Here is a 26,432-nt window from a genome sequence, read left to right on the forward strand (position 1 = left end):
ACAATTCCTTAGCGGCGATGCGCCAGCGAACGAACCAATCGATCACCCAGGCTTTGCACGCCTTGGACGAGGATCACCAACACCACCACCGTGGCAACCATCACTTCATTGTTGAAACGCTGATAGCCGTAACGGATCGCCAGATCACCGAGCCCGCCACCGCCGATCACGCCGGCCATCGAGGAAAAACCGATCAGCATCACCAGCGTCAACGTGATCCCGGCCAACAACGCCGGCAGCGCTTCGGGTAGCAACACCTTGAAGATCACATGACCGATGTCGCCGCCCATGGCGAGGATCGCTTCGATGCGCCCCTTGTCGACTTCGTCCAGAGCGTTTTCGACGATGCGCGCGAAGAACGGAAACGCGCCGATGGTGATCGGTACCACAGCGGCGGTGCTGCCCAGCGTCGTACCCACCACCAGCCGCGTCAGCGGGATCAGGGCAATCAGCATCACCACGAATGGCAGTGAACGGCCGAGGTTGACCACGCCACCCAGCACGGCATTGAGGCGTGGCATCGGCAGCAGTCCATCGCGGCGACTGATAAACAGCAACACGCCCAGCGGCAAACCGATCAGCAGCGTGAACAGCCCTGCGAGCAGAACCATGTACAAGGTTTCACCGGTGGCGTTGAACACCAGTTGCAGGATTTCATCCCAATTGACCGTGCGGTTCATGAGTGCGCCGCCCGTACGCCGTATTGTTTGAGAAAACTCAGGCCCGGCTCAGCGTGGCCCAGCGGCAGGCCGCAGGTCGGTCGCAGCGAAGCACCCAGTTGCGATTGCGGATCGGCCAGCAGCCGTGGCACCGGCCCGGCTTCGACCAAGCGTCCATCGGCCATGAACGCGGCGTGGTCGCAGATCGACTTGACCACGTCCAGTTCGTGGGTGATCAACACGATGGTCACGCCCAGTTGCCGATTGATATCGCGCAGCAATTGCAGGATCGATTCGGTGGTTTCCGGGTCGAGCGCACTGGTGGCCTCGTCCGAGAGCAAATACGCCGGCTCAGCGGCCAAAGCGCGGGCAATGCCGACGCGCTGTTTCTGCCCGCCGGACAACTGCGAGGGAAAGGCCTGCGCCTTGTCACTCAAGCCAACCAGCTCCAGCAGTTCGCGGACCCGTACGTGGCGCCACGGCTTGCCGACATTGGCGATCTCCAGCGGCACCGCGATGTTGTCGAACACCGTGCGCGAATGCAGCAGGTTGAAGCCTTGGAAGATCATGCCGATGCGCTGACGCTGCTGGCGCAGTTCGCTGACCGGCAGCGTCGTCAGGTCGATGCCATCGAGCAGAATGCGCCCACTGTCCGGTCTTTCGAGCAGATTGAGGCAGCGCAGCAACGTCGACTTACCCGCGCCGCTGCGCCCGAGAATCCCGTAGACCGCACCGTCGGGAATGCTCAGCGAGACCTGATCGAGTGCCGGTTGCGCGGCCGAAGGATAAGTCTTGCTCAACTGCTCGATGGCGATCATGGCTTGCCGCCCGCCACCGGAATCACCGAACCGGCGAAGTTGTCGGTGATGTATTTGGCGACCTCGGGCGACGTCAGGTCCTTGGCCAGTTGCGCGATACGCGGGTCGTGTTCGAGCTTGGGTGTGGTCACCAGAATGTTGGCGTACGGGTTGTGCTCGGCTTTCTCCAGACCCAAGGCATCCTTGGCCGGCACCAGGCCTGCGTCGAGCGCGTAGTTGCCGTTGATCACGGCCAGATCGACGTCGTCCAGCGAGCGCGGAATCTGCGGCGATTCGATCTCGAGAATCTTCAGCTGTTTCGGGTTCTCGGCGATGTCCTTGGGCGTTGCCTGATCGGCCGCAGGATCGTTGAAGCCGGGTTTGAGCTTGATCAGGCCGTTGTCCTGCAACAGGTACAGCGCGCGGCTCAGGTTGGTGACGTTGTTGGGCACGGCGACGGTGCCTTTTACCGGCACGTCGGCGAAGCTTTTGTGCCGGTGCGAGTAGATGCCCAAGGGCTCGATATGCACCGTGGCGGCCACCGCGAGTTTTTCGCCGAGGGCCTTTTCCTGGGATTTCAGGTACGGCAGGTGCTGGAAGTAATTGGCGTCGACATCACCGTGCACCAACAGCTCATTGGAGTTCACACCGTTGGGGATCTCGATGACTTTGAGGTTCAGCTGCGGATCGATTTTCTGGATGTACGCCAGAATCTGCGCGTGCGGCACCGGGTCGGCGGCCACGCGCAACGGCTCCAGCGCCTGCGCACCGAACGACGTCACCAGCGCGCCGAGCACGGCCAGGGTCAAACCTGCTTTCTTGATCATGTGCGGAGTCCTTGAGCGAGTGATGAGTCAGGCGGATTTACGAATAGGCGGTGGCGGCAGCAGCGCATCGGCGTAGAAGCGCTGCGCGACATCCGGATGCGAGCGCAGACGCCCCTTGAGGTAGTTCCAGCCGACATCGCGAAACAACGGATTGAGCGGATCACTCGCCGGCCCGCGCGCCTCGCGCAACAGTGCGGTGGGCAGCGGATACAGCGGCACCACGGCATCCAGTTGCGCGCCAAGGAAGAACGCGACTGACAGGCGTTCACTGCCCGCCGGAGGCGAAACCACGCGATGTACGGTGGCCCGCAGATAACCGTTGCTGGCCAGTTCGAGCAGTTCGCCGATGTTCACCACCAGGGTGTTCTCGCGCGGCAACGCATCGATCCAGCGGCCCTCTTCGATTTCGACCTGCAGACCGGCCTGCTGGTCTTGCAGGAGGAAGCTGAGGAAACCGGAATCCTTGTGCGCGCCGACGCCTTGATGGCTTGACTCGCTGGATTGACCGGGATAGCGCATCAGTTTGATGTGTTCGTTGGGCTTGTCGCCGTAGAGCTGATCAAACGCATCGGCGCGCAGCGACAGTGCCTGAGCAAAAGCGCGCAGCAGACGTAACGACATGCGCGTCATCGCCTCTTGCCATTCGAGTAACAGCGGTTTCAGCTCCGGCAGTGCCGCCGGCCATTGGTTGGGGCCTTGCAGCCGCGCCCAGAACGGGCTGTCCGCGTCTAATGGCAACACCTCGCGCTCGGCGCCCAGATCGAACTGTTCACGCTGATCGGGCTGGCCACGGGTGATCTCCGAGGCGGCACGGTTGTAACCGCGAAAGTGTGGTGAATTGATCATACCGACGGCGTTTTTCTCGCTGTCGGGCAAAGCGAAAAACTGCCGGGCGTGGGCCTGTACCTGCTTGAGCAAAGCGCTGTCGATGCCATGCCCGGTCAGGTAAAAGAACCCGACGTCACGGGCGGCGTGGCGCAGGTTTTCAAGAAATTCGTAGCGCTGTTGCGCCGTGCCTTCGAACAGCGACAGGTCCAGCGTTGGTAATGCGGTGATGTCGAGGGTATGCGGCATGATTCACTCCCGTGTGAATCAAACCTGAAGAACCTGTGATCGATTCAGCGTGTGCCGTCATGGCAATCGGGGGTCTATCGGTTTGATGCGTTTTGATTCGTCGTTGTGACAAAACTAAACGATCTTAAAAATACTGAGCCAATATCTTTTTCGCATTACCTTAGGCCTGATTTCCCCTCACCCCAGCCCTCTCCCGGAGGGAGAGGGAGCCGACCGAGGTGTATATCGCGATACATCGACCTGAACGACCGAGGCGATTATGGATTCGGCACAAACTGTTCAGGTCGGCGTAGCACTAAATATCGCCTCGGTCAGTACCCTCCCAACCCTCTCCCGGAGGGAGCCGACCGAGTTGTTTAGCGTTATGCATCGACCTGAACGACCGGGTTGGATTCGGTACAAAACGTTCAGGTCGACGTAGCACTCAAGATCACCCCGGTTAGTCCCCTCACCCCAGCCCTCTCCCGAGGGAGAGGGAGAGGGAGAGGGAGCCGACCGCGTTGTCTTGGGTTATGCACCGACCTGAACAACCGGGTTGGATTCGGTAAAAAACGTTCAGGTCGGCGTAGCGCTCAAGGTCATCTCGGTCAGTCCCCTCACCCCAGCCCTCTCCCGAGGGAGAGGGAGCCGACCGCGTTGTCTTGGGTTATGCACCGACCTGAACGACCGGGTTGGATTCGGTACAAAACGTTCAGGTCGACGTAGCGCTCAAGGTCATCTCGGTCAGTCCCCTCTCCCTCCGGGAGAGGGTTAGGGTGAGGGAACCAGACGACTCGGTATCAAGCGTCTTGCAACGCACGCGGCCGTTGGCTGCGTTGTTCGGCACTGGCGTCCGGCGCCGGTTGCAACTGGAAGTCAAACTTCAGCTCGGCATAGCGCCCCGACACCGCGTCCTCGCGGAACACCACCTCCCCGACCAACCCTTCACGGGTCGCATAAGCGAAGTCATCCCACAAATACTGATCACCCGACAGATTGATCTGCGTCGTCAGGTGCCGATGCCCCGGTGCGCTGATGAAGAAATGCACATGCGCCGGGCGCTGGCCATGGCGGCCGAGCTGGTTCAGGCATTCCTGGGTCGGCCCTTGCGGGTCGCAGCCATAGCCGGACGGCACGATGCTGCGAGCGCGGTAGCGGCCCTCGGCGTCAGTGATGATGCGGCGGCGCAGGTTGTACTCGGACTGGCTCGGGTCGAAAAACGAATAGGTGCCCTTGGTGTTGGCGTGCCACAGGTCAACGGTGGCACCGGACAACGGCTGGCCCTGCAGATCGAACACCTGGCCTTCGAGGTGCATAACGGTGGCGACGCCCTCCTCGCTGCCGTCATCCATGCGGCACTCGCCTTCACACAGCGGCGCGCCGGCCACGTACAGCGGGCCTTCGATGGTGCGCGGTGTGCCGCCGGTCAAGCCGATCTGTGCATCCTTGGCATCCTGTAGCAGGTCGAGAAAATGCTCGAGGCCCAGTCCCGCGACCAATAATCCTGCTTCCGAGCGAGCACCCAAACGGTTGAGGTAGTCGACCGCTTTCCAGAACTCGTCCTCGCTGATCTCGAGGTCTTCGATGATCTTGGCGCTGTCCTGCAAGATGCGCAGGACGATGGTTTTCAGCCGGGAGTTGCCGTCGTCGTTGGCAAAACCGGCGGCTTCTTTGAAGAACGATTGCAACTCGGCAGTGTGGGCAATTTTCACGGTCATGGTGGTTACCTCATCTTGTTGTTGTGTCGACGCAGTTCTTGGCTCCCCCATTCACCTGTGGGAGCGAGCCTGCTCGCGAATTCGGTGGATCAGTCGCTATTGATGCCGAATGACATATCGCTTTCGCGAGCAGGCTCGCTCCCACAAGGTTTTTGGGGCAGACCGGGATTTAGCGATCGTCGCTGTGGATCGACGACGGATGCCGGCAGAGGCCATCGACCTCGATGTTCATATAGGGAAACAGCGGCAAGCGCATCAGCGTGTCGTGCAGGGCCTCGACGCTCGGCACATCGAACACGCTGTAATTGGCGTAGTGCCCGGCGATGCGCCACAGGTGCCGCCAGACACCTTCGCGTTGCAGCCGTTGGGCCAGTTCCTTCTCGTCTGCCTTGAGCCGGGTGGCCAGTGACGGGTCCATATCGACGGGTAATTTCACGGTCATTTTTACGTGGAACAACATGCTGGTTCTCCTGATTCAGTGGCGACGAAAACGCGCCAGACGCTCTTCGTCCAGCGTCAGGCCAAGGCCCGGGGTTTGCGGGATGTGCAGGTGGAAATCGCGGTACTGCGGCGCTTCGGTGACGATGTCTTCGGTCAGCAACAACGGGCCAAATAGCTCCGTGTCCCAGGTCAGTTGTTTGAGCGTGAGGAAGGCGTGCGCCGAGGCCAGCGTGCCGATGGAGCCTTCGAGCATGGTGCCGCCGTAGAGCGCGATGCCTGCTGCTTCAGCGATCTGCGCAGTTCTGAGCACAGCACGCGGGCCGCCGTTCTTGGCGATTTTCAGGGCGAACACACTGGCGGCGCCGTCGGCGGCGAGGCTGAAAGCATCCTCGACGCTTTCGATCGATTCATCGGCCATGATCGGCGCCGGGCTGCGCTGGTTCAGGCGAATCTGCCCGGAGCGGTTGACCCGCGAAATCGGCTGTTCAATCAGGTCGATGCCGTTGTCACCCAGTACCTGACAACCACGAATCGCCTGGGACTCATCCCAATACTGGTTAACGTCAACCCGCACACTGGCACGCTCGCCCAAGGCTTTTTTGATCGCCACCACGTGCTTGAGATCCTGCTCCAGCGGGTTGGCACCGATCTTCAATTTGAAGATGCGATGGCGACGCGCTTCAAGCATCTGCTCGGCTTCGGCAATGTCGCGGGCGGTGTCGCCGCTGGCCAGAGTCCAGGCCACTTCGAGGCTGTCCCGTACGCGGCCACCGAGCAGTTCACTGACCGGCAGGCCGAGGCGCTTGCCTTGAGCATCGAGCAGTGCACTTTCGATGCCGGACTTGGCGAAGGTATTACCCTTGGCGATCTTGTCGAGCCGATGCATCGCGGCGTTGATGTTGTTGGCCTCCATGCCAACCAGCGCCGGGGCCAGATGTGCGTCGATATTGGCTTTGATGCTTTCCGGGCTTTCATAACCGTAGGCGAGGCCGCCGATGGTGGTGGCTTCACCGATGCCTTCAATACCATCGCTGCAGCGCAGGCGCAGAATCACCAGGGTCTGCTTCTGCATCGTGTGCATCGCCAGTTTGTGCGGGCGAATGGTCGGCAGGTCGACGATGATCGTCGTCAGGTTTTCAATCAGAATTCGCTGCATTTCAATATTCCTTGAAAAGTCATCAACCAAGGTCGCCGCCACCGACCGGCAGGGTCACGCCGGTGATGTACGAGGCGTCATCGGAAGCCAGAAAGAGGATCGCGCCGACCTGTTCATCAAGGCTGCCGTAGCGTTTCATCAGGCTGCTGTCGAGGGTTTGCGCGACGATTTCCTGATACCAGGCCTGCTCCTGCGCCGACGGTTCGGCGGCATTGCGCGGGATGCGCCGGGGCGGTGCTTCAGTGCCACCCGGCGCGGTGGCATTGACGCGAATACCGCGCTCGGCGTTCTCGAATGCCAGGCACGCGGTCAGCGCATTGATGCCGCCCTTGGCCGCGCCGTACGGCACGCGATTGACGCTGCGGGTAGCAATCGATGAAACGTTGACGATGGCGCCGCTCCCTTGCTTGAGCATGTACGGCAGCGCGGCGTGGCAACACCACAGGGTCGGGAACAGCGAACGGCGGACTTCAGCTTCAATCTGTTCGACTTCGTAGTGCTCGAAGGGCTTGGCCCAGATCGTGCCGCCGACGTTATTGATCAGGATGTCGAGTCGGCCGAAAGAGTTGATCGCCTCGACCATCACCCGCGCACACTCGGCGTACTGCTCAAGGTCGGCGGTCAACGCGAGAACACCCTCGCCTTGCAGCTCGTGAACCAGCTCGGAGCGGTCGACGGCAACCACTTGCGCGCCTTCGCGCAACAGGCGTTCGCACACACGGCGGCCGATACCCTGCGCCGCGCCAGTGACCAGCGCGACCTTGTTGGAGAATCTGTTGTTCATGACAACCTCGAAAGAAGGGTTTCAGGCAGCCGCAGCGGCGAATTTCTCGTAGTAGAAATTCGCGGGAGTGATGCCCTGCTCGCGGATGTATTGGCTGACCGCTTCGACCATCGGCGGCGGGCCGCAGAGGTAGACGTCGACATCGCCTTCATTGAGGTGGCGCGGCTCGATGTGCTGGGTGACGTAGCCCTTCAGAGGATGCGCACTCTGCGGGTTGGCCACGCAGGCACCGAAACTGAAATTGGCGATCCGTGCGGCAAAGGACTCGAGACGATCGAGTTCCACCAGATCGAAATCGTTGGTCACGCCGTAGATCAAATGCACCGGGTGCGCGCTGCCCTGCTCGGCGATCTTTTCCAGCATCGCGGTGAACGGTGCCAGGCCGGTGCCGCCCGCCAACAACAGCAGCGGCCGCTTGATCTCGCGCAGGTAGAAGCTGCCCAACGGCCCGGCCAGGTTCATGCTGTCGCCGGCCTTGGCCAGACCGGTGAGGAAGCTGCTCATCAGGCCACCGGGCACGTTGCGGATCAGGAAACTGACTTCTCCGTCCTTCTGCAATGAGCTGAAGGAGTAAGCGCGGGTCTGCTCGCTGCCGGGCACTTGCAGGTTGACGTATTGCCCCGGCAGAAACGCCAGTTTGCTCAGCGCTTCGCCCTTGATCGATAGCGCGATGGTGCTCTCGGACAACTGCCGGACAGCGCTGATCGAGGCCTGGAAATTCGCCTGTTCGGTCTTGCACACCTGTGAGCCGGCCGGCACTCGCACGACGCAATCGCTTGCAGCGCGCATCTGGCAGGTCAGCACATAACCTTGCGCAAGCTCGTCGTCGCTCAAGGCGTCTTCAATGAAGTTGTCGCCCATGTCGTACCGCCCGGCCTCGGCGAAACATTTGCAGGTGCCGCAGGCGCCGTCGCGGCAGTCCAGCGGGATGTTGATGCCTTGGCGATACGCCGCGTCGGCCACGGTTTCATGGCCGCCAGCCTCGATGAATCGGGTGACGCCGTCTTCAAAATTAAGCGCAATCTGGAAATTCATGGTGCACCTCGTCGTGTCGACTAGATGTGATAAATGTCGATGACCTGACGGACGTAATCGTTTTTCAGCACGACCTTCTTGGCCTTGATCAGCGGCTGTTCGCCACGCAGATCGAGGGTGTAGAAACTGCTGCCGAAGTAGCTGTCGGTGACCTGATAGCGAAAGCTCAGGGTGTGCCAGTTGAAGCGCACCAGGCACTGGTCCGCGCTCTGCTCGACGATTTCGATGTTGCTCAGGTTGTGCGAGGTGCGGGTGTCGGGAATGGTCGCGCTGGAGCGCTCGGTCTTGATCCGGAAAATGCGGTCTTCGAGGCCGCCACGGTTGCCGTACCAGATCAGTGAGATTTCGCTTTGCGGGTCTTCAGTGAGGGTGTCATTGTCGTCCCAGGCCGGCATCCAGAAGGTCGCATCAGCGGCGTACAGTTCCAGCCATTGATCCCATTGGCCGTCATCGAGATAGCGTGCTTCGCAGTAGAGAAAATCGCGCACGCTGTCGTAGAGGTTGCTCATCACACGGCCTCCACAGGGATCAGTTGTGGTTCGCTGGCAGCGGCTTTGAGCATGGTTTCCTGCCAGTACTTGTGTTGCAGCACGAACAGGCCTTCGTCTTCGGTGCGCATGCCGGAGAGCAGCGGTTTCAGGTCGATTTCTTCGGCCGCTGCGTCCGCGCCTTCAACCCAGTGGGTGGCGCCACGGGACATGTCGTTCCAGCCACGGCCAGCGCCGTAGCCGGTCTGGCACGAACGAAACTCTTCCAGATCATCCGGCGTGGCCATGCCGCTGACGTTGAAGAAGTCTTCGTACTGCCGAATGCGTTTGGCGCGCGCCTCGGCGCTCTCACCTTTGGGGGCGATGCAGTAAATGGTGATTTCGGTCTTGTTGACCGAGATCGGCCGGGCGATACGGATCTGTGAGCTGAACTGATCCATCAAGTACACGTTGGGGTACAGGCACAGGTTGCGTGAGTTCTCGATCATCCAGTCGGCGCGGGCCTGGCCGAAATCCCGGGCCAGTTCGTCGCGACGCTCGTAGGCCGGACGATCTTCCGGATTGGCCCAGCGGGTCCAGAGCAGCAGATGGCCGTGATCGAACGAGTAGAAACCGCCGCCCTTCTTCGCCCAACTGCCAGCGCTCATGGTCTTGATCGCCTCACCTGCTTCGCGCTGTTGACGCTGGTTCTGGGTGGCGGCGTAGTTCCAGTGCACCGAACTGACGTGGTAACCGTCGGCACCGTTTTCGGCGGTGAGTTTCCAGTTGCCTTCGTAAATGTAAGAGCTGGAACCGCGCAACACTTCCAGGCCATCTGGCGACTGGTCGACGATCATGTCGATGATTTTTGCCGACTCGCCCAGATGTTCGGTGAGGGATTTCACATCGGCATTCAGGCTGCCGAACAGAAAGCCGCGATAGGACTCGAAACGCGCGACTTTGGTCAGGTCGTGAGAGCCTTCGCAATTGAAACCTTGCGGGTAACCCGCTTCGCTCGGGTCTTTGACCTTGAGCAGTTTGCCGCTGTTGTTGAACGTCCAGCCGTGAAACGGGCAGGTGTAGCTGGAACGGTTGCCGGACTTGTGCCGGCACAGCATGGCGCCGCGATGGCTGCAGGCGTTGAGAAAAGCGTTGAGCACACCGTCCTTGTTGCGCGCGATAAAAATCGGCTGGCGCCCCATGGTGGTGGTGAGAAAATCGTTGTTGTTGGGCAGCTGGCTTTCGTGGGCGAGGTAAATCCAGTTGCCTTCGAAGATGTGCGCCATTTCCAGTTCGAACAGCCGCGGATCGGTGAACATCTCCCGCTTGCAGCGGTAGGCGCCCTTCTCTTGGTCTTCTTCAAGCATGGCATTGAGGTAGTCGATTCCCAGGGACATGGCCGGGGCCTCCATTGTTATTGTTCAGGCCAGGTCAGATTAGGGAGGCGATGCACGGAGCAATAGCCGAATCCTGCAGATCGCTATCCGTTTTGCGCAGGACGGCGCGGCAGGTGATTCGGCGTGTTTCAGAGGGGGGGGTTAGCGCAGTGTTTTAGTGGCGGCGTTTGAAGGTCTGCGACGGCAGTTCGCCGTACTGTTGGCGATAGCTTTCGGAGAAACGACCCAGGTGCAGGAAGCCGTAGTCCAGGGCCAGTTCGGTGAGGTTGCGTACCGGGCAGCTCGGATCACTGAGGCAGGTGTGGATACGTTCCAGCTTGCGCTGGCGAATGTATTGCATCGGCGTGATGCCGAGCTGGCGCTCGAACAAGGTGTACAGCGAACGTGGGCTCATGCTCGCCTGCGCCGCTAGATGTTCGGCGGGCAAATCCAGTTTAAGGTTGCGTTCGATGTAATCGAGAATGCGTTCGAAGCTTACGCTCGGTGCACTCAGACACTCACGGCTGACGTTGGTGTTCATCAGCGAGATCAGTTTGCTACCGATGATCTGCGCGTAATGCTCCTGCACCCGCAGCAACGGATCGCTGGCCTCGGCTTCCTGACAGATCATCGCGAGCAGGTTGGTGAAACCTTCCAGCTCATCGAGCTGATAGTGATTGCGCAGGAAACGGATACCGCTGGAGGGGTGCTGCCAGCGCTGCTCGTCGCACACCGATTCGAGCACGCTGACCGGCACCTTGAGGATGAATTTCTCGCAGTCTTCCGAGTACGTCAGATCAACCGGATCATCCGGGTTGATCAACAGCAACTCGCCAGGCACCAGATGCTGTTCGTGCTTGTGCCCGCGCCACAGGCAATTGCCTTGCAAGAGCACTTGCAGGTGGTAAACGGTCTCCAGCGCCACGGAGGTCACGCGCACGCTGCCGCCATAGCTGATGCGGGCCAGATCGAGATCGGCGAGTTTGCGATGGTTGAGGCTGGCTTGCGGGTGGGTGGTTCTGGACAGGCCAATGAAGTGCTGGCCGACGTGCTGATTGACGTAGTCGGAGACGGCATAAGGGTCAGCGTGACGGAACACGCTGCTGCGATCGCTCAGCAGATGGCTGTCCATGGGGCATTGCTCGTTGTTGTCGTTATTTTGGGATCACGGGGTTTCAGGCATCACGACTCACAGTACGCCGGAGTGTCACGGTGGGCAATTGGACGAAGGTTTGGGCGCTCGATAATCGAACACTTCTTGCGGATTACGGAGTGGTTTGTACAACGCCTACACTTGCCGAAGAAATGCCCTACACGCCAAAAAAACCCGATACAGAAAAATCCTACTTATGACAGTTTTATAAAACAAAAAAAGCCCGTTTTCAGTCGAAACTGAAAACGGGCTTTTCCCACCTCAACGGCCTTTACTTCAGGTCGTCAAAGTGGTCTCGCAGGAACTCGTAAAAGCGAAAGGCTTTAAACAATCTCCATACAAGGCTCAGCGTACGCAGCAAAAGCTTCATACGTTTTGGCCTCCAGGGCTGGGGGCCAAACCTCCAGCAAGCTTACCGGATCATGCTTGCCTTAAGCATGCATGTCAAAGCAGCCAATGAGGCGGCCGTTTGAAAGCCCTCCGAAGTATCATTCCGGCACGGGTGCAAAACCGTGTCAGAGGGAATGAAATCGTTGAGTTGCCAGCCAAACCTCGTCGCTGCTTAGACATGTGAGCGTCGGCATCATAACCCTCAATAGAACGATACATGACCAGGTAATTCATCGGCTTTGTAAAACGTTATTTCTGCCAGCATTGCTCTTTTCAACATTGGATAACGTATGCATCCACCTGAAACAGAATATTAATGTTGCGAGGGGACGCAAAGACTCATACCATGAGCACATGTCAAAGCAGCTAGTGAAGCAACAAACCTCAGCCGCAAACCGAGGTTTAAAAAACCACCCCGCTAAGGTGGTTTTTTTTCGTCTGCCTTTTCACTGCACTCGACGACGAAAAACAGATCACAACGTCCGCGCCCAAGTCTGACTCACCAGATCCTTGCCAAAGCTGTGAACCGTCTCCTCCTCCACCAATTCAAAACCGGCCTTCTGATAAATCTTGCGCGCAGCGGTCAGGTTACTGGTCGTCCACAAGGTCATTTTCTGGTACCCGATCTGCCGGGCAAAGCGCAGGCACTCCTCGACCAGACGGCTGCCAATGCCCAAGCCCCGCGCGCTGGCGTCGACGTAGAGCATGCGCAGTTTGGCGGTTGTTTCATCCTGGCGGACGATGAACACCGAGCCGATGACCTTGCCGTCCTTTTCCGCAATCCAGCAGCGCTCGCTCGTCGGGTCGTAATCACGCAGGTACTTGGCGACCACCTCGGCCACCAGCGCCTCGAACTCCGAATTCCAACCGTACTCACGGGAATACAGGGCCGCTTGTTGCTGCATCACCGTGCCCATGTCGCCGGGCTGCGGATCGCGTAATACGTAGGTTGAGTCTTTATTGCCTTGCAGCAGTGTCTGGATCAACGTCATGGCGCCGATCAGTTGCTTCTGCTGCGGTTCAGGCAATCGCTCGAGCATGGCGACGATCTGTTCGCGGGAGGCCTTTTCCAGCGGAATCAGGATTTCACGGCCAAAATCGGTTAAGTGCAATTGCGCAGCGCGAGCGTCCGTGGGCGACGGGACTTTCTGGATCAAGCCGCGCTTCTCGAAGCCGCTGATGATGCGGCTCATGTAGCCGGCGTCGAGGCCGAGCATCTGGCGCAGGTCGGCACTGGTCAGGTCACCGCGCGAGGCCAATTCATACAAGATGCGTAGCTCGGTCAGCGAGTAGTCGCTTTGCAGCAGATGCTCCTGCAATACGCCGATCTGATGGGTGTAGAAGCGGTTGAAGCCGCGCACAACGTCGGCTTGCTCGAGGAGATGGCTGCTGGACATGGCAGATACTCAGTTAATTGCTTAAAGCAACTATATATTTGCCTAAAGCAACCATGTCAACAGAAAGCTATCGGCACTTGGCCAACACCACCTGACAGGTGTCCGGCGTGCCCCCGGAGCGACCGGCATAACGAATACAGTTGTTCATCGATTTCTGCCGGGCCATGTTCAGACTGGAACCCCACGCCAGACCGCCCTCGCCGACCGACGGCAAGGCTTTGGCGTAGCAGGCGTCGCCAACACCCGACGGTGGATAGTGTTTTCGGCTGGAGCAACCTGCATTAAACGTCAGGCTAAGGCCGATCAGGGTAAGCATGCCCCAGAGCGTGCATCGGTTGAGCATCGTATTTCACCTGCCGCCAAAACGGGTCGTAACCTGCTGAGTCTAGCCCTCTCACCTGCACAAATCTTCTAAACGTCGATGACCATTGCGCGGTATTTTATGGGGCCGCACCTTTCAATGGCGAACACTGGAGCCTTCGTGGATAAACGCAACTGGATCGAGCTGTCCCAGGATGTCGACACCGGGATTGAATCGATTCGTGCTCACTTCGAGGGGCATGCCTACGATCCGCACTGGCATGACAGCTTTCTCGTCGGCGTCACCGAGCAAGGTGTGCAGCAGTTCAATTGCCGCCGCGTGCGCCATCGCAGTACGCCGGGAAACGTGTTCCTGCTGGAGCCGGGGGAAATCCACGATGGGCAAGCGCCGACCGAGGAAGGTTTTACCTATTCGATGCTCTACCTCGATCCGCACTGGCTGGAGCGTGAACTGCATGCGCTGTTCGAAGACGCACCGTCCGACAGCCAGCCCGGTTTTGCCGACACGCTGAGTCAGGACCCGCGTCTGGCCACAGCGATCAGTCACGCTTTCCATGCGTTGCATGACGGCGATCTGCGCATCGTCCGGCAGACCGCCGTCGATGGTTTGCTGAGCTCGCTCACGCGCCATCTCGACTGGCGCAAGCGCCAGGTTTTCGATCCGCGCCTGCCATTGGTGGCGCAACTGGCGCGGGATTATCTGCACGCGCATACCTATGAAGATATCGGTCTCGATGATCTCGCGCGGGTCTGCGGGGTCGACCGTTTTCGTCTCAGCCGCGCCTTCAAGTCGGCTTTTGGCCTGGCGCCCCACGCGTACCTGATCCAGTTGCGCCTGGCCAAGGCGCGGCAGTTACTGGCCCGGGGTGAAACGCCGGCGCAGGTCGCCAGCGTGCTCGGTTTTGCTGATCAGAGTCACATGGGGCGGTGGTTCCGCCGCGCCTATCAACTCACCCCCGCCGACTACCGCAAGCGCTGCTCAAACCTTCCAGACTGATCCACAACGACTGGCGATCATGGCTTCCTGTGTTTACTTCCAAGGAATCCGCCCGTGGCGTCATTATTGCCCTTCCTGCTGTTTGCTTTCGTTGCCTCGATCACGCCGGGGCCGACCAATATTCTGGTGTTGAGCCACAGTTCGCGCCAAGGCTTGCTCGCCACGCTGCCAATCATTTTTGGCGCCTGCGCAGCGGCGGCACTGATTGTATTGGTGGTCGGCCTCGGTGCCGGTGAAACCTTGCTGCGCTACCCGCGCGTGCAGCAAGCCATGGCCTGGGGCGGCGTGCTTTGGTTGAGCTGGCTGGCGTGGCAGATCTATCGCAGCACGCCGCCATCGCTGGACCCTACGGATACACAGGAAGAAAGTTTCAACGTGCTGGGCGCCGCCATGCTGCAACTGGTCAATCCCAAGGTATGGATGATGGCTGTAGCGGTGGTCAGCGTGTTTGTCGGCGGTGGCGACAAGACCCTGCGACTGCTGGTGTTGTCGCTGGCGTTTCTGTTGGTGTCGTTGCCATGCATGACGTTCTGGGCGTTGCTGGGTGTGGGCAGTGCGCGATTGATGGGATCGCCGAAAGCGTTCAAGCGGATGAACACGGCACTGGCGTTGTTATTGCTGCTCTCGGCATGGCTAACTGTCCTGGCTTAACGCCCTCGTAGGAGCTGCCGAAGGCTGCGATCTTTTGATTTTGTTTTTTAAGATCAAGATCAAAAGATCGCAGCCTTCGGCAGCTCCTACATAGCGCTTCAATACCATTTCATCAGGGTGAGGTGGCCTGCCGGTACTCACGCGGCGTAAACCCGGTCGACGCCTTGAACTGCCGAGTGAAGGCGCTGTGATCGGTATAGCCGCATTGCAACGCCACATCGGTAATCGGCAAGTCGGTGTGCAGCAAGCGGTGCGCGTGTTCGAGGCGCACTTTCTGGATCATCTGCCGTGGCGTCAGGTGGAACACCCGTTTGCAGTAACGCTCCAGTTGCGCGACTGAAATACCGGCGATTCGCGTCAGTTCACCGAGGGTCACGCGGCGATTGAAGTTCGCGCGGATATGCTCATCGACAGCCGCCAGCCGCTCGAATGCCGGGTGCGTTTCACTGGCCGATTGCAGGTCCACGGAAATCCCCGCCAGGCCAATGATCACCCCGTCACGGTTGTACAGCGGCTGCTTGTGCGTCAGGCACCAGCCCGGTTCGCGACTGCCGTACAGATGCAGTTCGAGCTGATCCTCCAGCACAAAGCCCTCCTCCAGTACCTTGCGATCCTGCTCGGTGTAGCCGGGTCCGAGTTGTGCCGGGAACACCTGCGCACTGGTTTTCCCGAGCAACGGGCGCAAATCCTTCAAGCCACAGCGTTGCACCAGCGTGCGATTCGCGAGCACGTAACGGGCTTGCACATCCTTGATGAAAATCGCCGCATTAGGGATCACATCGAGCATCGGCAACAACAGCGCGGCGCCAGCCAAGAGCTCCTCAAGTGTTTGCGGACGATGCCCATCAATGCCTTGAGACAGGATCGAAAACGCCTGTTGCATCAAAGATTCCTCTCGTAACGTGGATGGACGAAGCGCCCGCCATGCGGTCTTCGCGTGCAGATTGCAGCATCGCTCAAGACCTGTCGAGGGCCACGTTTCGCCAGCGCGACTGTGCTGATTTCGTCATCGAAGCCGCCGCAAAACATCAATCGCCCCACCGTTGATAAGTTCAAAGTCTGGCCGTCCCAGTGACACAACTGCCTATCCAATAACTCACAAGAAGGCGATGCCATGTCAGGCCAAGGCAAGTTCAAAAAACAGCTTTCACTGATCGACCTCACATTTATCGGGCTCGGGGCGATCTTCGGTTCCGGCTGGTTGTTCGCGGCCAGTCATGTGTCCGCCATTGCCGGGCCGGCGGGGATTTTTTCCTGGCTGCTGGGCGGCTTTGCGGTGTTGTTGCTGGGCATCGTTTACTGCGAGCTGGGCGCGGCATTACCGCGTGCCGGTGGCGTGGTGCGTTACCCGGTTTACTCCCACGGGCCGCTGCTCGGCTACTTGATGGGCTTCATCACCCTGATTGCGTTTTCCAGTTTGGTGGCGATCGAAGTGGTTGCTTCGCGCCAATACGCGGCAGCGTGGTTTCCCGAGCTGACCAAGGCTGGCTCCGGCGATCCGACGATCCTCGGCTGGATGGTGCAGTTCGGCCTGCTCTGCGTGTTTTTCCTGCTCAACTACCGCAGCGTGAAGACCTTCGCCAAGGCCAACAATCTGGTCAGCGTGTTCAAGTTCATCGTGCCGCTGCTGGTGATCGGCGTGCTGTTCACCTTCTTCAAACCGGCCAATTTCGAGGTACAGGGTTTCGCCCCGTTCGGCCTGTCGGGTGTGGAAATGGCGGTGTCGGCGGGCGGGATCATTTTCGCTTATCTGGGTCTGACGCCGATCATCTCGGTGGCCAGCGAAGTGAAGAATCCGCAGCGTACCATTCCCATCGCGCTGATCCTCTCGGTGCTGCTGTCGACGCTGATTTACGTGCTGCTGCAAATGGCCTTTCTCGGCAGCATCCCGACGGAAATGCTCGCCAATGGCTGGGCCGGTATCAGCAAGGAGTTCGCCCTGCCGTACCGTGACATCGCGCTGGCACTGGGCGTGGGCTGGCTGGCCTGGCTGGTGGTCGCCGACGCGGTGATCTCGCCGAGCGGTTGCGGCAACATCTACATGAACGCCACCCCCCGCGTGATCTATGGCTGGGCGCAGACCGGGACCTTCTTCAAAGTCTTCACCCACATCGATGAAAAGTCCGGGATTCCGCGTCCGGCGCTGTGGCTGACTTTTGCCCTGTCGGTGTTCTGGACCCTGCCGTTTCCGTCGTGGGAAGCGCTGATCAACGTGGTCTCCGCCGCGCTGGTGCTGAGCTACGCCGTGGCACCTGTGTCAGTCGCCGCACTGCGCCGCAATGCGCCGGACATGCCACGGCCGTTCCGGGTCAAGTGCATGGGCGTGCTCGGGCCGGTGTCGTTCATCATCGCCGCGCTGATTGTCTACTGGTCGGGCTGGAACACTGTGTCGTGGCTGATCGGCCTGCAAATCCTGATGTTCGTCGTCTATCTGCTCTGCGGTCGTTTTGTGCCGACCGGCCACCTGAATCTGGCCAGCCAAGTGCGTTCCTCGGCATGGTTGATCGCCTTCTATGCGGTGACCATCGTGCTGTCGAAACTCGGCACCTTTGGTGGCCTGGGCATCCTCGCTCACCCGTTCGACACCATCGTCGTCGCTGCTTGCGCCACCGGCATTTATTACTGGGGCGCCGCGACCGGTGTGCCGGCGCACCTGCTGCGTCTGGAAGAGGACGACGAGGAAAGCGAAGTCACCGCCCCTGCCTCAACCGTTTCTGCACGCCCTGCCGGCGCCTACTGAAATCACCTAAAGGGATCTATTCATGAAAGAACTACACGTCATTGATTCCCATACCGGCGGTGAACCGACGCGCCTGGTGATGAACGGCTTCCCCGATCTGCCCGGCAACAGCATGGTGGAGAAACGCGATGCGCTGCGCACTGAGCATGATCAATGGCGCCGCGCCTGCCTGCTGGAACCACGCGGCAACGATGTGCTGGTCGGCGCGTTGTATTGCGAACCAGTATCGGCGGACGCCACTTGCGGGGTGATTTTCTTCAACAACGCCGGTTATCTGGGCATGTGCGGCCACGGCACCATCGGCCTGATCAACTCGTTGCAGTATCTGGGAAAAATCCAACCGGGCATCCACAAGATCGATACGCCAGTCGGCCCGGTCAGCGCCACGTTGCATGAGGACGGATCCGTCACCTTGGGCAACGTCCCCGCTTACCGCCACCGCAAACAGGTGCCGGTGGACGTGCCGGGCTTCGGTCAGGTATTGGGCGACATCGCCTATGGCGGCAACTGGTTCTTCCTCGTTTCCGAGCACGGTCAGACGCTGACGATGGACAACGTCGAACACCTCACCGCCTACACCTGGGCGATGCTCAAGGCCCTCGAAGACTCAGGCATTTTCGGCGAGGACGGTGCCGTCATCGATCACATCGAACTGTTCGCAGACGACGCCGTTGCCGACAGCCGCAACTTCGTCATGTGCCCCGGCAAAGCCTACGACCGCTCGCCGTGCGGCACCGGCACCAGTGCCAAACTCGCCTGTCTGGCCGCCGACGACAAGCTGCAGCCCGGCGCAACCTGGGTGCAGGCGAGCATCACCGGCAGCCAGTTCGAAGGCCGCTTCGAATGGGACGGCGAACGAGTCCGCCCGTTCATCACCGGCCGCGCTTACATGACCGCCGACAGCACCTTGCTGATCGACGAAGCAGACCCGTTCGCGTGGGGCATCTGAGCCACCGCGCTGACTTTTCACTTCACTTTGAATGATGTGCCAAGGAGTTAAAACAATGAGCGACAACATCTTCACCGGTTGCATGCCGGCCCTGATGACCCCGTGCACCGCCCAGCGCAAACCGGACTTCGATGCCCTGGTGGCCAAGGGTCGCGAGCTGATCGATATCGGCATGAGCGCCGTGGTTTATTGCGGTTCGATGGGCGACTGGCCGTTGCTCACCGAGGCGGAACGGCAGGAAGGCGTGGCGCGTCTGGTCGCTGCCGGGATTCCGACCATCGTCGGCACCGGCGCAGTGAACTCACGAGAAGCGGTTTCCCATGCAGCGCACGCGGCGAAAGTCGGCGCGCAGGGTCTGATGGTGATACCGCGCGTACTGTCCCGTGGTGCTTCGGCGACTGCGCAAAAAGCCCACTTCGCAGCGATTCTGCAAGCCGCACCGAACCTTCCAGCAGTGATCTACAACAGCCCTTACTACGGCTTCGCCACCCGCGCTGATCTGTTCTTCGAACTGCGTCGCGAGTACCCGAACCTGATCGGCTTCAAGGAATTCGGCGGTGGTGCTGACCTGCGTTACGCCGCCGAAAACATCACTTCCAAGGACGATGATGTGACCTTGATGGTCGGCGTCGACACGCAAGTGGTCCACGGTTTCGTCAACTGCAACGCCACCGGCGCCATCACCGGTATCGGCAACGCCCTGCCCCGCGAAGTGATGCAACTGGTGGCGCTGAGCAAGCAAGCGGCCAAGGGTGATGCCAAAGCCCGTCGTCAGGCGCGGGAGCTGGAAGCGGCACTGGCGGTGTTGTCTTCGTTCGATGAAGGCTGCGATCTGGTGCTGTATTACAAGCACCTGATGGTGCTCAACGGCGACAAGGAATACACCCTGCATTTCAACGAGACCGATGCGCTGAGCGACTCGCAGCGGCGTTATGCCGAGAAGCAGTACTCGCTGTTCCGTCACTGGTACGAGAACTGGTCGGCGGAACAGAATTTCGCCTGATCGACTCCCCCCTCACCTGCCGCGAAGCGTTGTGCTACGCGGCAGGTATTTCCCTTTTTATCAGGAAGACACCATGACTCTGACGGGCCACATGCTGATCGGACAGCAATCCATTGCGGGCAATCGCGAGGCTGTTCGCGGGATCAATCCGGCCACGAATGAAGCGCTGGAACCGGCGTATGCCGGAGGATCGACGGAGCATGTCGAACAGGCCTGCGCGCTGGCCTGGGCAGCGTTCGATGTTTATCGCGAGACAGCACTGAGTCTCCGCGCCGAATTTCTGGAAAGCATTGCTGGAGAAATCGAAGGGCTCGGCGATGAACTGATCGAGCGTGCCCACGCCGAAACCGGGCTACCGCGTACACGTTTGCTAGGCGAACGCGGGCGTACTTGCCAACAATTAAGAATGTTCGCCCGCACCGTGCGCGCCGGTGAGTGGCTGGATGTGCGCGTCGATAGCGCGCAGCCGCAACGCCAACCGCTGCCGCGTGCCGATCTGCGTCAACGGCAGATTGCACTGGGGCCGGTCGCGGTATTCGGCGCGAGCAACTTCCCGCTGGCGTTTTCCGTGGCCGGTGGTGACACCGCGTCAGCATTGGCCGCCGGTTGCCCGGTGATCGTCAAGGCGCACAGCGCGCATCCCGGCACCAGCGAACTGGTTGGTCACGCGGTGACGCGGGCAGTAAAAGCCTGTGGTTTGCCGGAAGGCGTGTTCTCGTTGCTGTACGGTTCCGGCCGCGAAGTGGGCATTGCGCTGGTCACTGATCCACGGATCAAAGCGGTGGGCTTCACCGGTTCGCGCAACGGCGGTCTGGCCTTGATTCAAGCGACGCAAGCCAGGCCCGAACCGATTCCGGTGTACGCGGAAATGAGTTCGATCAATCCGGTGCTGCTGTTTCCGGCGGCGCTGGACAATCGCACACAGGCGTTGGCTGAAGGGTTTGTGGCTTCGCTGACACTGGGCGCGGGTCAGTTCTGCACCAATCCGGGTTTGGTGATTGCCTTGAAAGGGCCGGTGCTGGACCGGTTCATTAGCGCCACCCGCGAGATTATTCAACGCAGCCCGGCGCAGACGATGCTGACACCGGGCATTTTCAGCGCTTACGAATCGGCCGTGAATGCGTTGGCCGAGAATGCCAGTGCGAACATCGCGGGTGTTGGTCAGAGCGGCACCGGCCCGAACCAATGTCAGGCGCACATATTCGTCACAGAAGCGGCCGACTTTCTCGCCGATCACAGGCTGCAAGCGGAAGCATTCGGCGCGGCTGCGCTGATCGTGCAATGCAGCAGTGAGGCTGAAATCCGTCAGGTCAGCGAACACCTGGAAGGCCAGTTGACCGCCACGTTGCACCTTGATGACCAAGACCTGGAACAGGCGCGTGCATTGCTGCCGACACTGGAACGCAAGGCCGGTCGGTTGCTGGTCAACGGCTGGCCAACCGGGGTGGAGGTGTGTGACGCAATGGTTCACGGCGGGCCGTTCCCGGCCACATCCGACTCGCGCACGACATCCGTCGGTACCGCGGCGGTCCTGCGTTTCCTGCGCCCGGTGTGCTATCAGGACTTCCCGGACAGCTTGTTGCCTGACGCATTGAAACAAGGCAATCCGCTGCAATTACGCCGTCTGCTCGATGGACAAAGGGAAGCGCAGCACTATGGCGAATAACGTCTCCCACGACATCGCCGTGGTCGGCGCCGGCATCATCGGCGTCGCCTGCGCACTGCGTCTGGCACGCCAAGGATTGCGCGTGGTGGTCATCGATTCGCAGCAACCCGGCCATGGCGCCTCGTTCGGCAATGCCGGGCATCTGGCGACCGAGCAAGTGTTTCCGATCGCCGATGCGTCCATCCTCAAGCGCCTGCCGGCCATGTTGATGGACCCAATGGGACCACTGCGACTGGACTGGAAATACCTGCCGCGCGCCTTGCCATGGTTCACCCGCCTGCTGCTGAACCTGCGCCCGGCGCCTTTTCAGAACACCGTGGCAGGTTTGCGCGCGCTCAATGAAAGCAGTCTGCAGGCTTGGCAGCGCTTGCTCGCCGACATCCAGCGGCCGGACCTGCTGAAGATCGATGGCTCGTTACTGGTGTTCGAACGTCCCGAATCGCGTCAGGCAATCCAGGCATTACAGACTCGACTGCATCAGCAGCAGGTGCCGGTCGACTACTGGCAGGCCGCTGCCATACGCGATACCGCGCCGCAACTCAGCGAACAGCTTCAGGGCGGCTTGTTCTTCCCACGCACCGGGCATTTCATCGATCCCTACCGCGTGGTCTGTGAACTGGTCGAAGCAGCCAAGGCCAGTGGCGTGAGTTTTGTCCAGCAACAGGTTCAGGGCGGCTATGTGCGGGAGCACGGTGTGTCGCTGATCACCGGATCGGGTGGTTTGACTGCAAGTCGCGTGCTGATCGCCTGCGGTGCGCACTCAGCGAAACTCACCGCCGCCCTCACCGGCAAAAAAGTACCGCTGGACACCGAGCGCGGTTACCACCTGATGCTGCCGCACGAACACGACCGACTGCCCTTCCCCGTCACCTCACTGGAGCGCAAATTCATCATGACGCCGATGTCCGAAGGCTTGCGCCTGGCCGGCACCGTCGAGTTCGCCGGTCTGGAGAAGCCACCGAGCATGGAGCGCGCGTGGCAGTTGCATCGGTTGAGTCAGGGTTTGTTTCGCAAGGATCTGAGTGCTGAAGCGGCGACGCCGTGGATGGGTTTTCGACCGTCGTTACCCGATTCATTGCCGGTGATTGATCAAGTTTGTGAAGGCAAGGTGTTGCTTGCGTTTGGGCATCAGCATCTGGGGCTGACACAGGCGGCGGTGACGGCGGAGATGGTGGTGCGGATGGCTTTGCCTGCGACTGCAAAAGATGCCTGCAAGCTGCCACTCAACGAACATTACAGGCTCGATCGTTTCTGAAAGGAAGTCTCTGACCCACAAGCCTGCTTTCCGGCGCTGGCTTGTGGCGGTGCACTGGCAGATCTACAGACGCTACAAAGGCATTAACCAGTGTCGCTCAGTGGTCCATCCCAGAAAAACCCTCGCGCCCTCATCTTTTTGGCGGCTCGAGGTCAGCCGATGCCCGGCAGCGGCAACACGCAACCCAATCATGGCAGGCAGAAACCTTTCGCGGAATTCGCTGGATTGCGCTGCAAAATGCGACTCAACGCTATCGAGCGCAGCACGCAACAGCTCGCCATCCAGCATCGACAAGTAAAACATCATCTGACGCCAGGCATACGCCGTGTTCTTCAACATCACCAGACGTGCATGGTAATGCGTGATGTGCATTTGTTGCCGCTTGCAAATCCACTCGAAGCACGCCCGCGCCAGCGCGCTCAAACGATGATGCAGCAGTGTTTTCAGGTTCAATTCGCCGAACAGGAGCGCGAGGTTTTGCGTCGTCAGAATCTGCTGCTGTTCGATGATCGTACCGTTAACCGCTGGCGACCATGTGCCAAAGGTGGAGTTTGCCCGCTGTGCACACAGCGTCGCTAACGCATCACGGCTGTTGCTTCTGCGCCGAGATCGGCGCTGATCGGGAAGGCCTGCCAGGCCATCCGTATCAATGTCGTAATAACGAGCGTAAAGCGTTCCGGCTACACATCTGGCCGATTGCCTGGCCGCTCTCGTGAACTTGTTGGAGAACGCGCCCATAAAAATGTCAGCCGCCACCTCATCGACGAAAGGAAGATCCAGCTTCGCCGTTTCAGCCAGTGAAACAAACTCCTGCAGTAGCTTGTTCGGAAGAATGGCCTGCGGAAACGCCGAGAGGGTCATTGCAGAGGCCTCGACCAACGCCTGCCTGGCACCCGTGGCGGAAATAGCACTCGCCTCACGCTCACCCTCTAAAGCCGCGACCCACGGCAGCTCGGCAATTTTGACCTGACTTTGCAGCTTAAGCAGCAGCAACGAGCGCCGACGACGGAAAGCACGATACGTCGCCCCCGCCAACGACTGCAGCATCCCGACCCGGTATACGCTGCTACAGATTTGCGCCGTCATTGCTGGCAGAACCTGCGCCACGGTATCGGCGGATGAGATCAAGCCATGATCAATCAACTCGGCAATGGTCCCCTTGCGGCAACGCTCGAGGCGGCGGCGAACCGCAGGCGGAATCATCACACCAAGGTTCAGCCGGTGACGCTTCGCCTCCTCATCGGTGATCGGTTCAAGCAGCGGCGAAAAGTCACTGACGCCGTCCGAACCCGGGTAACTAGCCAAACGTGCCGAGACAGCCCGGGCGATCAAATGATGCCCGGGGGCCGCCACATCTTGGTGCTGCTCTGCTCGTTTAAGGGAATGTGCGGCGGACTCGGGATGCCCGTGTTTGGCCACAAAGTCATCAACAATGCGCCGGATGCGACCGACCTGGCGGCCGGTCAATGATGCTTGATCGCACAAACACTGACCGAGCAACGCAAACAGTTCCGCCGCCCGGGTCTTGAAAGAACCGTTGCTGCGGTGTTCAGCGCTACAGGTCCGAGCAATCTGCGCGCCAAGTGCCGTTGCGCGTTCGAACCAGCCTTCAGGGTAGTGCCTGCAAGGCCAACCATCCTGACAGGTCAAAAGGAACAGTGAGACCGCAGCGTCGTAGAGAGGCAGACGATTTTCAACCACATGCTTTTGGACGGCCAGACGCGGTTGAGCCAATTGCCGGTTCAGCCGCTGCCTGACACTGGCGCTATCAAAAACATGCACCTCAGCCGTGGAAATCGGCGGCTCGTCAACGGCAGTCGGGAAGAAACGCAGGTGATCGAAGAAAGGCGCGATCTGCTCGATCAGCGTTCGCGCCTCGTCAGTACGCTGATGCCGCAAAAGCCATGACACTGTCAGCAGCGCGGCTTCCTCCGGAACATCAATTTGATAGGTGCCTTTCGCCAAACGCTCTTGCAGCGTTGCGACGCCCACATCAGAGAGGTGCCAGACGTTGAGATCGAACCGTTCATGCCCGGCACGAATGCCGGGGATCGACACGGCTAACTGGCGCTCATAGGCAGTCAAAGCGCCACCGGCCAGAAGTTGCCCGGTGGCAAATCCACCCGTCGCCACGTCCAGCGTGATCCACGGCGGCAAATCGGCGAACGGCACGCGTGAACCGTATTGTGCGCTGCCCTGCATCAGGTGTTCGACCACCCGCTGCCAGCGCTCGACTCGCTTGCGTGCCTGAGGGTCAGCGTCGCGCTGTGTAGCGATCAACGCTCGTGAGAGCTGGAACACCGCATAACCGGCATTCACGCCATCGTGCTCGCCGAACTCAACGTCGTCCCTGGACATACTTCCTTGTGACCCTGCAATGTAATGGGTCCGGGGGCTGGATTCGAACCAGCGCCCACCCGGTTAAGAGCCGAGTGTTCCACCGCTGAACTACCCCGGAACAGAGCCCGCATTGTCGAACAGCCACAAAAGAATGTGAAGCCCGAAGCCTGTTGCAAGACAATTCGCGCCAGCAGGCTGAAACAAGCACTCGTTACAGTTTTTGGCGACCGGCCTCGTCACTCCTGGCCTTGTATTGAGGCGCTTCCTTCGAGTCGGGCCGATGCTGTCTGTTTTCACTAACGTGGTGGCCGTCGTAGAAACTCAACCTGATAGGAATAGGCAATGCTCGAAGATAAACCGGCATAGGTTACCGCTTGGGTGGTGACTACCATGACGTCACACCCGAGTCATTGGAGACCGTCATGAAACCAAGCAAAACCCTGTTCATCACCGGCGTCAGCAGCGGTTTCGGCCATGCACTGGCCAAGGAAGCCATTGCCAACGGCCACCGCGTGATCGGTACTGTGCGCAATGAAAGCGACCTGAAAAACTTCCAGGCGCTGTCCCCGGACAACGCGTACGGCGTGCTGCTGGACGTTACTGATTTTGAGCGGATCGACAGCGTCGTTGCACAAGTGGAAGCCACTCACGGTCCGGTCGATGTGCTGGTCAACAATGCCGGTTACGGTCACGAAGGCATTTTTGAAGAATCGCCGCTGGAGGACATGCGCCGTCAGTTCGACGTCAATGTGTTCGGCGCTGTCGCCATGACCAAAGCCTTCCTGCCCTACTTCCGCCAGCGTCGCGCCGGCCACATCCTCAACATCACCTCCATGGGCGGCACCATCACGATGCCCGGCATTGCCTATTACTGCGGCAGCAAATTTGCGCTTGAAGGGATCTCCGATACCCTGAGCAAAGAGCTGCGGCCCTTCAATGTCTTCGTCACGGCGGTGGCGCCTGGCTCGTTTCGCACCGACTGGGCCGGCCGTTCGATGCAACGCACCGCGCGCAGCATTGCCGACTACGACGCCAGTTTCGACCCGATCCGCCAAGCCCGGGAAGCAAAAAGCGGCAAACAGCTCGGCGACCCGCAAAAGGCTGCGCAAGCGATGCTGCAGATCATCGATTGCCCCGAGCCTCCCGCCCATTTGTTACTCGGCAGTGATGCGTTGGGACTGGTGCGTGACCGCCTGCAACGGGCGCTCGACGAGATTGATCAATGGCAAGCGCTGAGCTGCTCCACCGATCACTGAG

At 59.9% G+C, this 26,432-nt stretch carries 24 protein-coding genes and 1 tRNA gene; 8 read left to right on the forward strand and 17 right to left on the reverse strand.

Annotated elements, in window-relative coordinates; genetic code table 11:
• Nucleotides 1-8: 8 nt before the first annotated feature.
• From CCX46_RS17445 to CCX46_RS17510, 14 genes are all read right to left on the reverse strand, one after another.
• The gene (locus CCX46_RS17445; RefSeq protein ID WP_007950374.1) at nt 9-680 is read right to left on the reverse strand and encodes a methionine ABC transporter permease; all 672 of its coding nucleotides are present in this window, start codon (nt 678-680) and stop codon (nt 9-11) included.
• Nucleotides 677-1,477: a methionine ABC transporter ATP-binding protein gene (locus tag CCX46_RS17450; protein WP_127928411.1), complete on the reverse strand. Its 801-nt coding sequence runs from the start codon at nt 1,475-1,477 to the stop codon at nt 677-679. The genes CCX46_RS17445 and CCX46_RS17450 overlap by 4 nt, the downstream gene beginning before the upstream one ends.
• The gene (locus tag CCX46_RS17455) at nt 1,474-2,283 is read right to left on the reverse strand and encodes a MetQ/NlpA family ABC transporter substrate-binding protein (RefSeq protein ID WP_077572497.1); all 810 of its coding nucleotides are present in this window, start codon (nt 2,281-2,283) and stop codon (nt 1,474-1,476) included. The genes CCX46_RS17450 and CCX46_RS17455 overlap by 4 nt, the downstream gene beginning before the upstream one ends.
• Before the next feature lie 27 nt (nt 2,284-2,310).
• Nucleotides 2,311-3,357 carry an isopenicillin N synthase family dioxygenase gene (locus CCX46_RS17460; RefSeq protein ID WP_127928413.1) on the reverse strand — a complete coding sequence of 349 codons (1,047 nt, stop codon included), beginning with the start codon at nt 3,355-3,357 and terminating at the stop codon, nt 2,311-2,313.
• Nucleotides 3,358-4,136: 779 nt separating this feature from the next.
• Entirely contained in the window at nt 4,137-5,054 is a 918-nt protein-coding gene (gene catA / locus CCX46_RS17465; protein ID WP_127928415.1) for a catechol 1,2-dioxygenase, read from the reverse strand.
• Between the two features lie 169 nt (nt 5,055-5,223).
• Nucleotides 5,224-5,514, reverse strand: a complete 291-nt coding sequence (gene catC, locus CCX46_RS17470) for a muconolactone Delta-isomerase (protein ID WP_127928417.1) — start codon at nt 5,512-5,514, stop codon at nt 5,224-5,226.
• 15 nt (nt 5,515-5,529) lie between these two features.
• Nucleotides 5,530-6,651, reverse strand: a complete 1,122-nt coding sequence (locus CCX46_RS17475; RefSeq protein ID WP_127928419.1) for a muconate cycloisomerase family protein — start codon at nt 6,649-6,651, stop codon at nt 5,530-5,532.
• A gap of 22 nt (nt 6,652-6,673) precedes the next feature.
• Nucleotides 6,674-7,435 carry a 1,6-dihydroxycyclohexa-2,4-diene-1-carboxylate dehydrogenase gene (locus CCX46_RS17480; protein ID WP_127928421.1) on the reverse strand — a complete coding sequence of 254 codons (762 nt, stop codon included), beginning with the start codon at nt 7,433-7,435 and terminating at the stop codon, nt 6,674-6,676.
• A gap of 21 nt (nt 7,436-7,456) precedes the next feature.
• Nucleotides 7,457-8,470 (reverse strand): benzoate 1,2-dioxygenase electron transfer component BenC, encoded by a 1,014-nt coding sequence (gene benC, locus CCX46_RS17485; RefSeq protein ID WP_127928423.1) that lies wholly within the window; start codon nt 8,468-8,470, stop codon nt 7,457-7,459.
• A 20-nt stretch (nt 8,471-8,490) separates the two neighbouring features.
• Nucleotides 8,491-8,979 (reverse strand): benzoate 1,2-dioxygenase small subunit, encoded by a 489-nt coding sequence (gene benB / locus CCX46_RS17490; RefSeq protein ID WP_127928425.1) that lies wholly within the window; start codon nt 8,977-8,979, stop codon nt 8,491-8,493.
• The gene (gene benA / locus CCX46_RS17495; RefSeq protein WP_127928427.1) at nt 8,979-10,334 is read right to left on the reverse strand and encodes a benzoate 1,2-dioxygenase large subunit; all 1,356 of its coding nucleotides are present in this window, start codon (nt 10,332-10,334) and stop codon (nt 8,979-8,981) included. The genes benB and benA overlap by 1 nt, the downstream gene beginning before the upstream one ends.
• Before the next feature lie 154 nt (nt 10,335-10,488).
• Entirely contained in the window at nt 10,489-11,445 is a 957-nt protein-coding gene (locus CCX46_RS17500; protein WP_127928429.1) for an AraC family transcriptional regulator, read from the reverse strand.
• Between the two features lie 884 nt (nt 11,446-12,329).
• On the reverse strand, nt 12,330-13,253 hold the full coding sequence (locus CCX46_RS17505; protein WP_127928431.1) for a bifunctional helix-turn-helix transcriptional regulator/GNAT family N-acetyltransferase: 924 nt from the start codon (nt 13,251-13,253) through the stop codon (nt 12,330-12,332).
• Between the two features lie 67 nt (nt 13,254-13,320).
• Nucleotides 13,321-13,596, reverse strand: a complete 276-nt coding sequence (locus CCX46_RS17510) for a hypothetical protein (RefSeq protein WP_127928433.1) — start codon at nt 13,594-13,596, stop codon at nt 13,321-13,323.
• 138 nt (nt 13,597-13,734) lie between these two features.
• Here CCX46_RS17510 and CCX46_RS17515 point away from each other — a divergent pair, with 138 nt between their 5' ends.
• Together CCX46_RS17515 and CCX46_RS17520 are read left to right on the forward strand one after the other, a co-directional pair.
• Complete coding sequence (locus tag CCX46_RS17515; protein ID WP_127928435.1) at nt 13,735-14,571, forward strand: AraC family transcriptional regulator; 837 nt, start codon at nt 13,735-13,737, stop codon at nt 14,569-14,571.
• Between the two features lie 54 nt (nt 14,572-14,625).
• Nucleotides 14,626-15,222, forward strand: coding sequence for a LysE family translocator (locus CCX46_RS17520; RefSeq protein WP_127928437.1), 597 nt, complete (start codon nt 14,626-14,628; stop codon nt 15,220-15,222).
• 112 nt (nt 15,223-15,334) lie between these two features.
• Here the strand turns inward: CCX46_RS17520 and CCX46_RS17530 are convergent, their stop codons facing one another.
• Nucleotides 15,335-16,105, reverse strand: coding sequence for an AraC family transcriptional regulator (locus CCX46_RS17530; RefSeq protein WP_123593317.1), 771 nt, complete (start codon nt 16,103-16,105; stop codon nt 15,335-15,337).
• 231 nt (nt 16,106-16,336) lie between these two features.
• On the opposite strand from CCX46_RS17530, the gene CCX46_RS17535 reads away from it, so the two are divergent.
• The 5 genes from CCX46_RS17535 (at nt 16,337) to CCX46_RS17555 (ending at nt 22,835) form a co-directional block, all read left to right on the forward strand.
• Nucleotides 16,337-17,962, forward strand: coding sequence for an APC family permease (locus tag CCX46_RS17535; RefSeq protein ID WP_127928439.1), 1,626 nt, complete (start codon nt 16,337-16,339; stop codon nt 17,960-17,962).
• A 22-nt stretch (nt 17,963-17,984) separates the two neighbouring features.
• Nucleotides 17,985-18,911, forward strand: a complete 927-nt coding sequence (locus CCX46_RS17540; RefSeq protein WP_127928441.1) for a 4-hydroxyproline epimerase — start codon at nt 17,985-17,987, stop codon at nt 18,909-18,911.
• 55 nt (nt 18,912-18,966) lie between these two features.
• Nucleotides 18,967-19,914, forward strand: a complete 948-nt coding sequence (locus CCX46_RS17545) for a dihydrodipicolinate synthase family protein (protein ID WP_127928443.1) — start codon at nt 18,967-18,969, stop codon at nt 19,912-19,914.
• A gap of 73 nt (nt 19,915-19,987) precedes the next feature.
• Nucleotides 19,988-21,580, forward strand: coding sequence for an aldehyde dehydrogenase (NADP(+)) (locus CCX46_RS17550; RefSeq protein ID WP_127928445.1), 1,593 nt, complete (start codon nt 19,988-19,990; stop codon nt 21,578-21,580).
• Nucleotides 21,570-22,835: an NAD(P)/FAD-dependent oxidoreductase gene (locus CCX46_RS17555; protein ID WP_127928447.1), complete on the forward strand. Its 1,266-nt coding sequence runs from the start codon at nt 21,570-21,572 to the stop codon at nt 22,833-22,835. The genes CCX46_RS17550 and CCX46_RS17555 overlap by 11 nt, the downstream gene beginning before the upstream one ends.
• Before the next feature lie 72 nt (nt 22,836-22,907).
• Here the strand turns inward: CCX46_RS17555 and CCX46_RS17560 are convergent, their stop codons facing one another.
• Nucleotides 22,908-25,193 carry a hypothetical protein gene (locus CCX46_RS17560; protein WP_127928449.1) on the reverse strand — a complete coding sequence of 762 codons (2,286 nt, stop codon included), beginning with the start codon at nt 25,191-25,193 and terminating at the stop codon, nt 22,908-22,910.
• A 25-nt stretch (nt 25,194-25,218) separates the two neighbouring features.
• A tRNA-Lys gene (locus tag CCX46_RS17565) sits at nt 25,219-25,293 on the reverse strand.
• A gap of 304 nt (nt 25,294-25,597) precedes the next feature.
• Here CCX46_RS17565 and CCX46_RS17570 point away from each other — a divergent pair.
• A complete protein-coding gene (locus CCX46_RS17570) occupies nt 25,598-26,431 on the forward strand; it encodes an oxidoreductase (RefSeq protein ID WP_127928451.1) in 834 nt (277 codons plus the stop codon).
• Nucleotide 26,432: the final 1 nt, after the last annotated feature.

Source organism: Pseudomonas sp. RU47 (assembly GCF_004011755.1).
Classification (GTDB): Bacteria; Pseudomonadota; Gammaproteobacteria; order Pseudomonadales; family Pseudomonadaceae; genus Aquipseudomonas.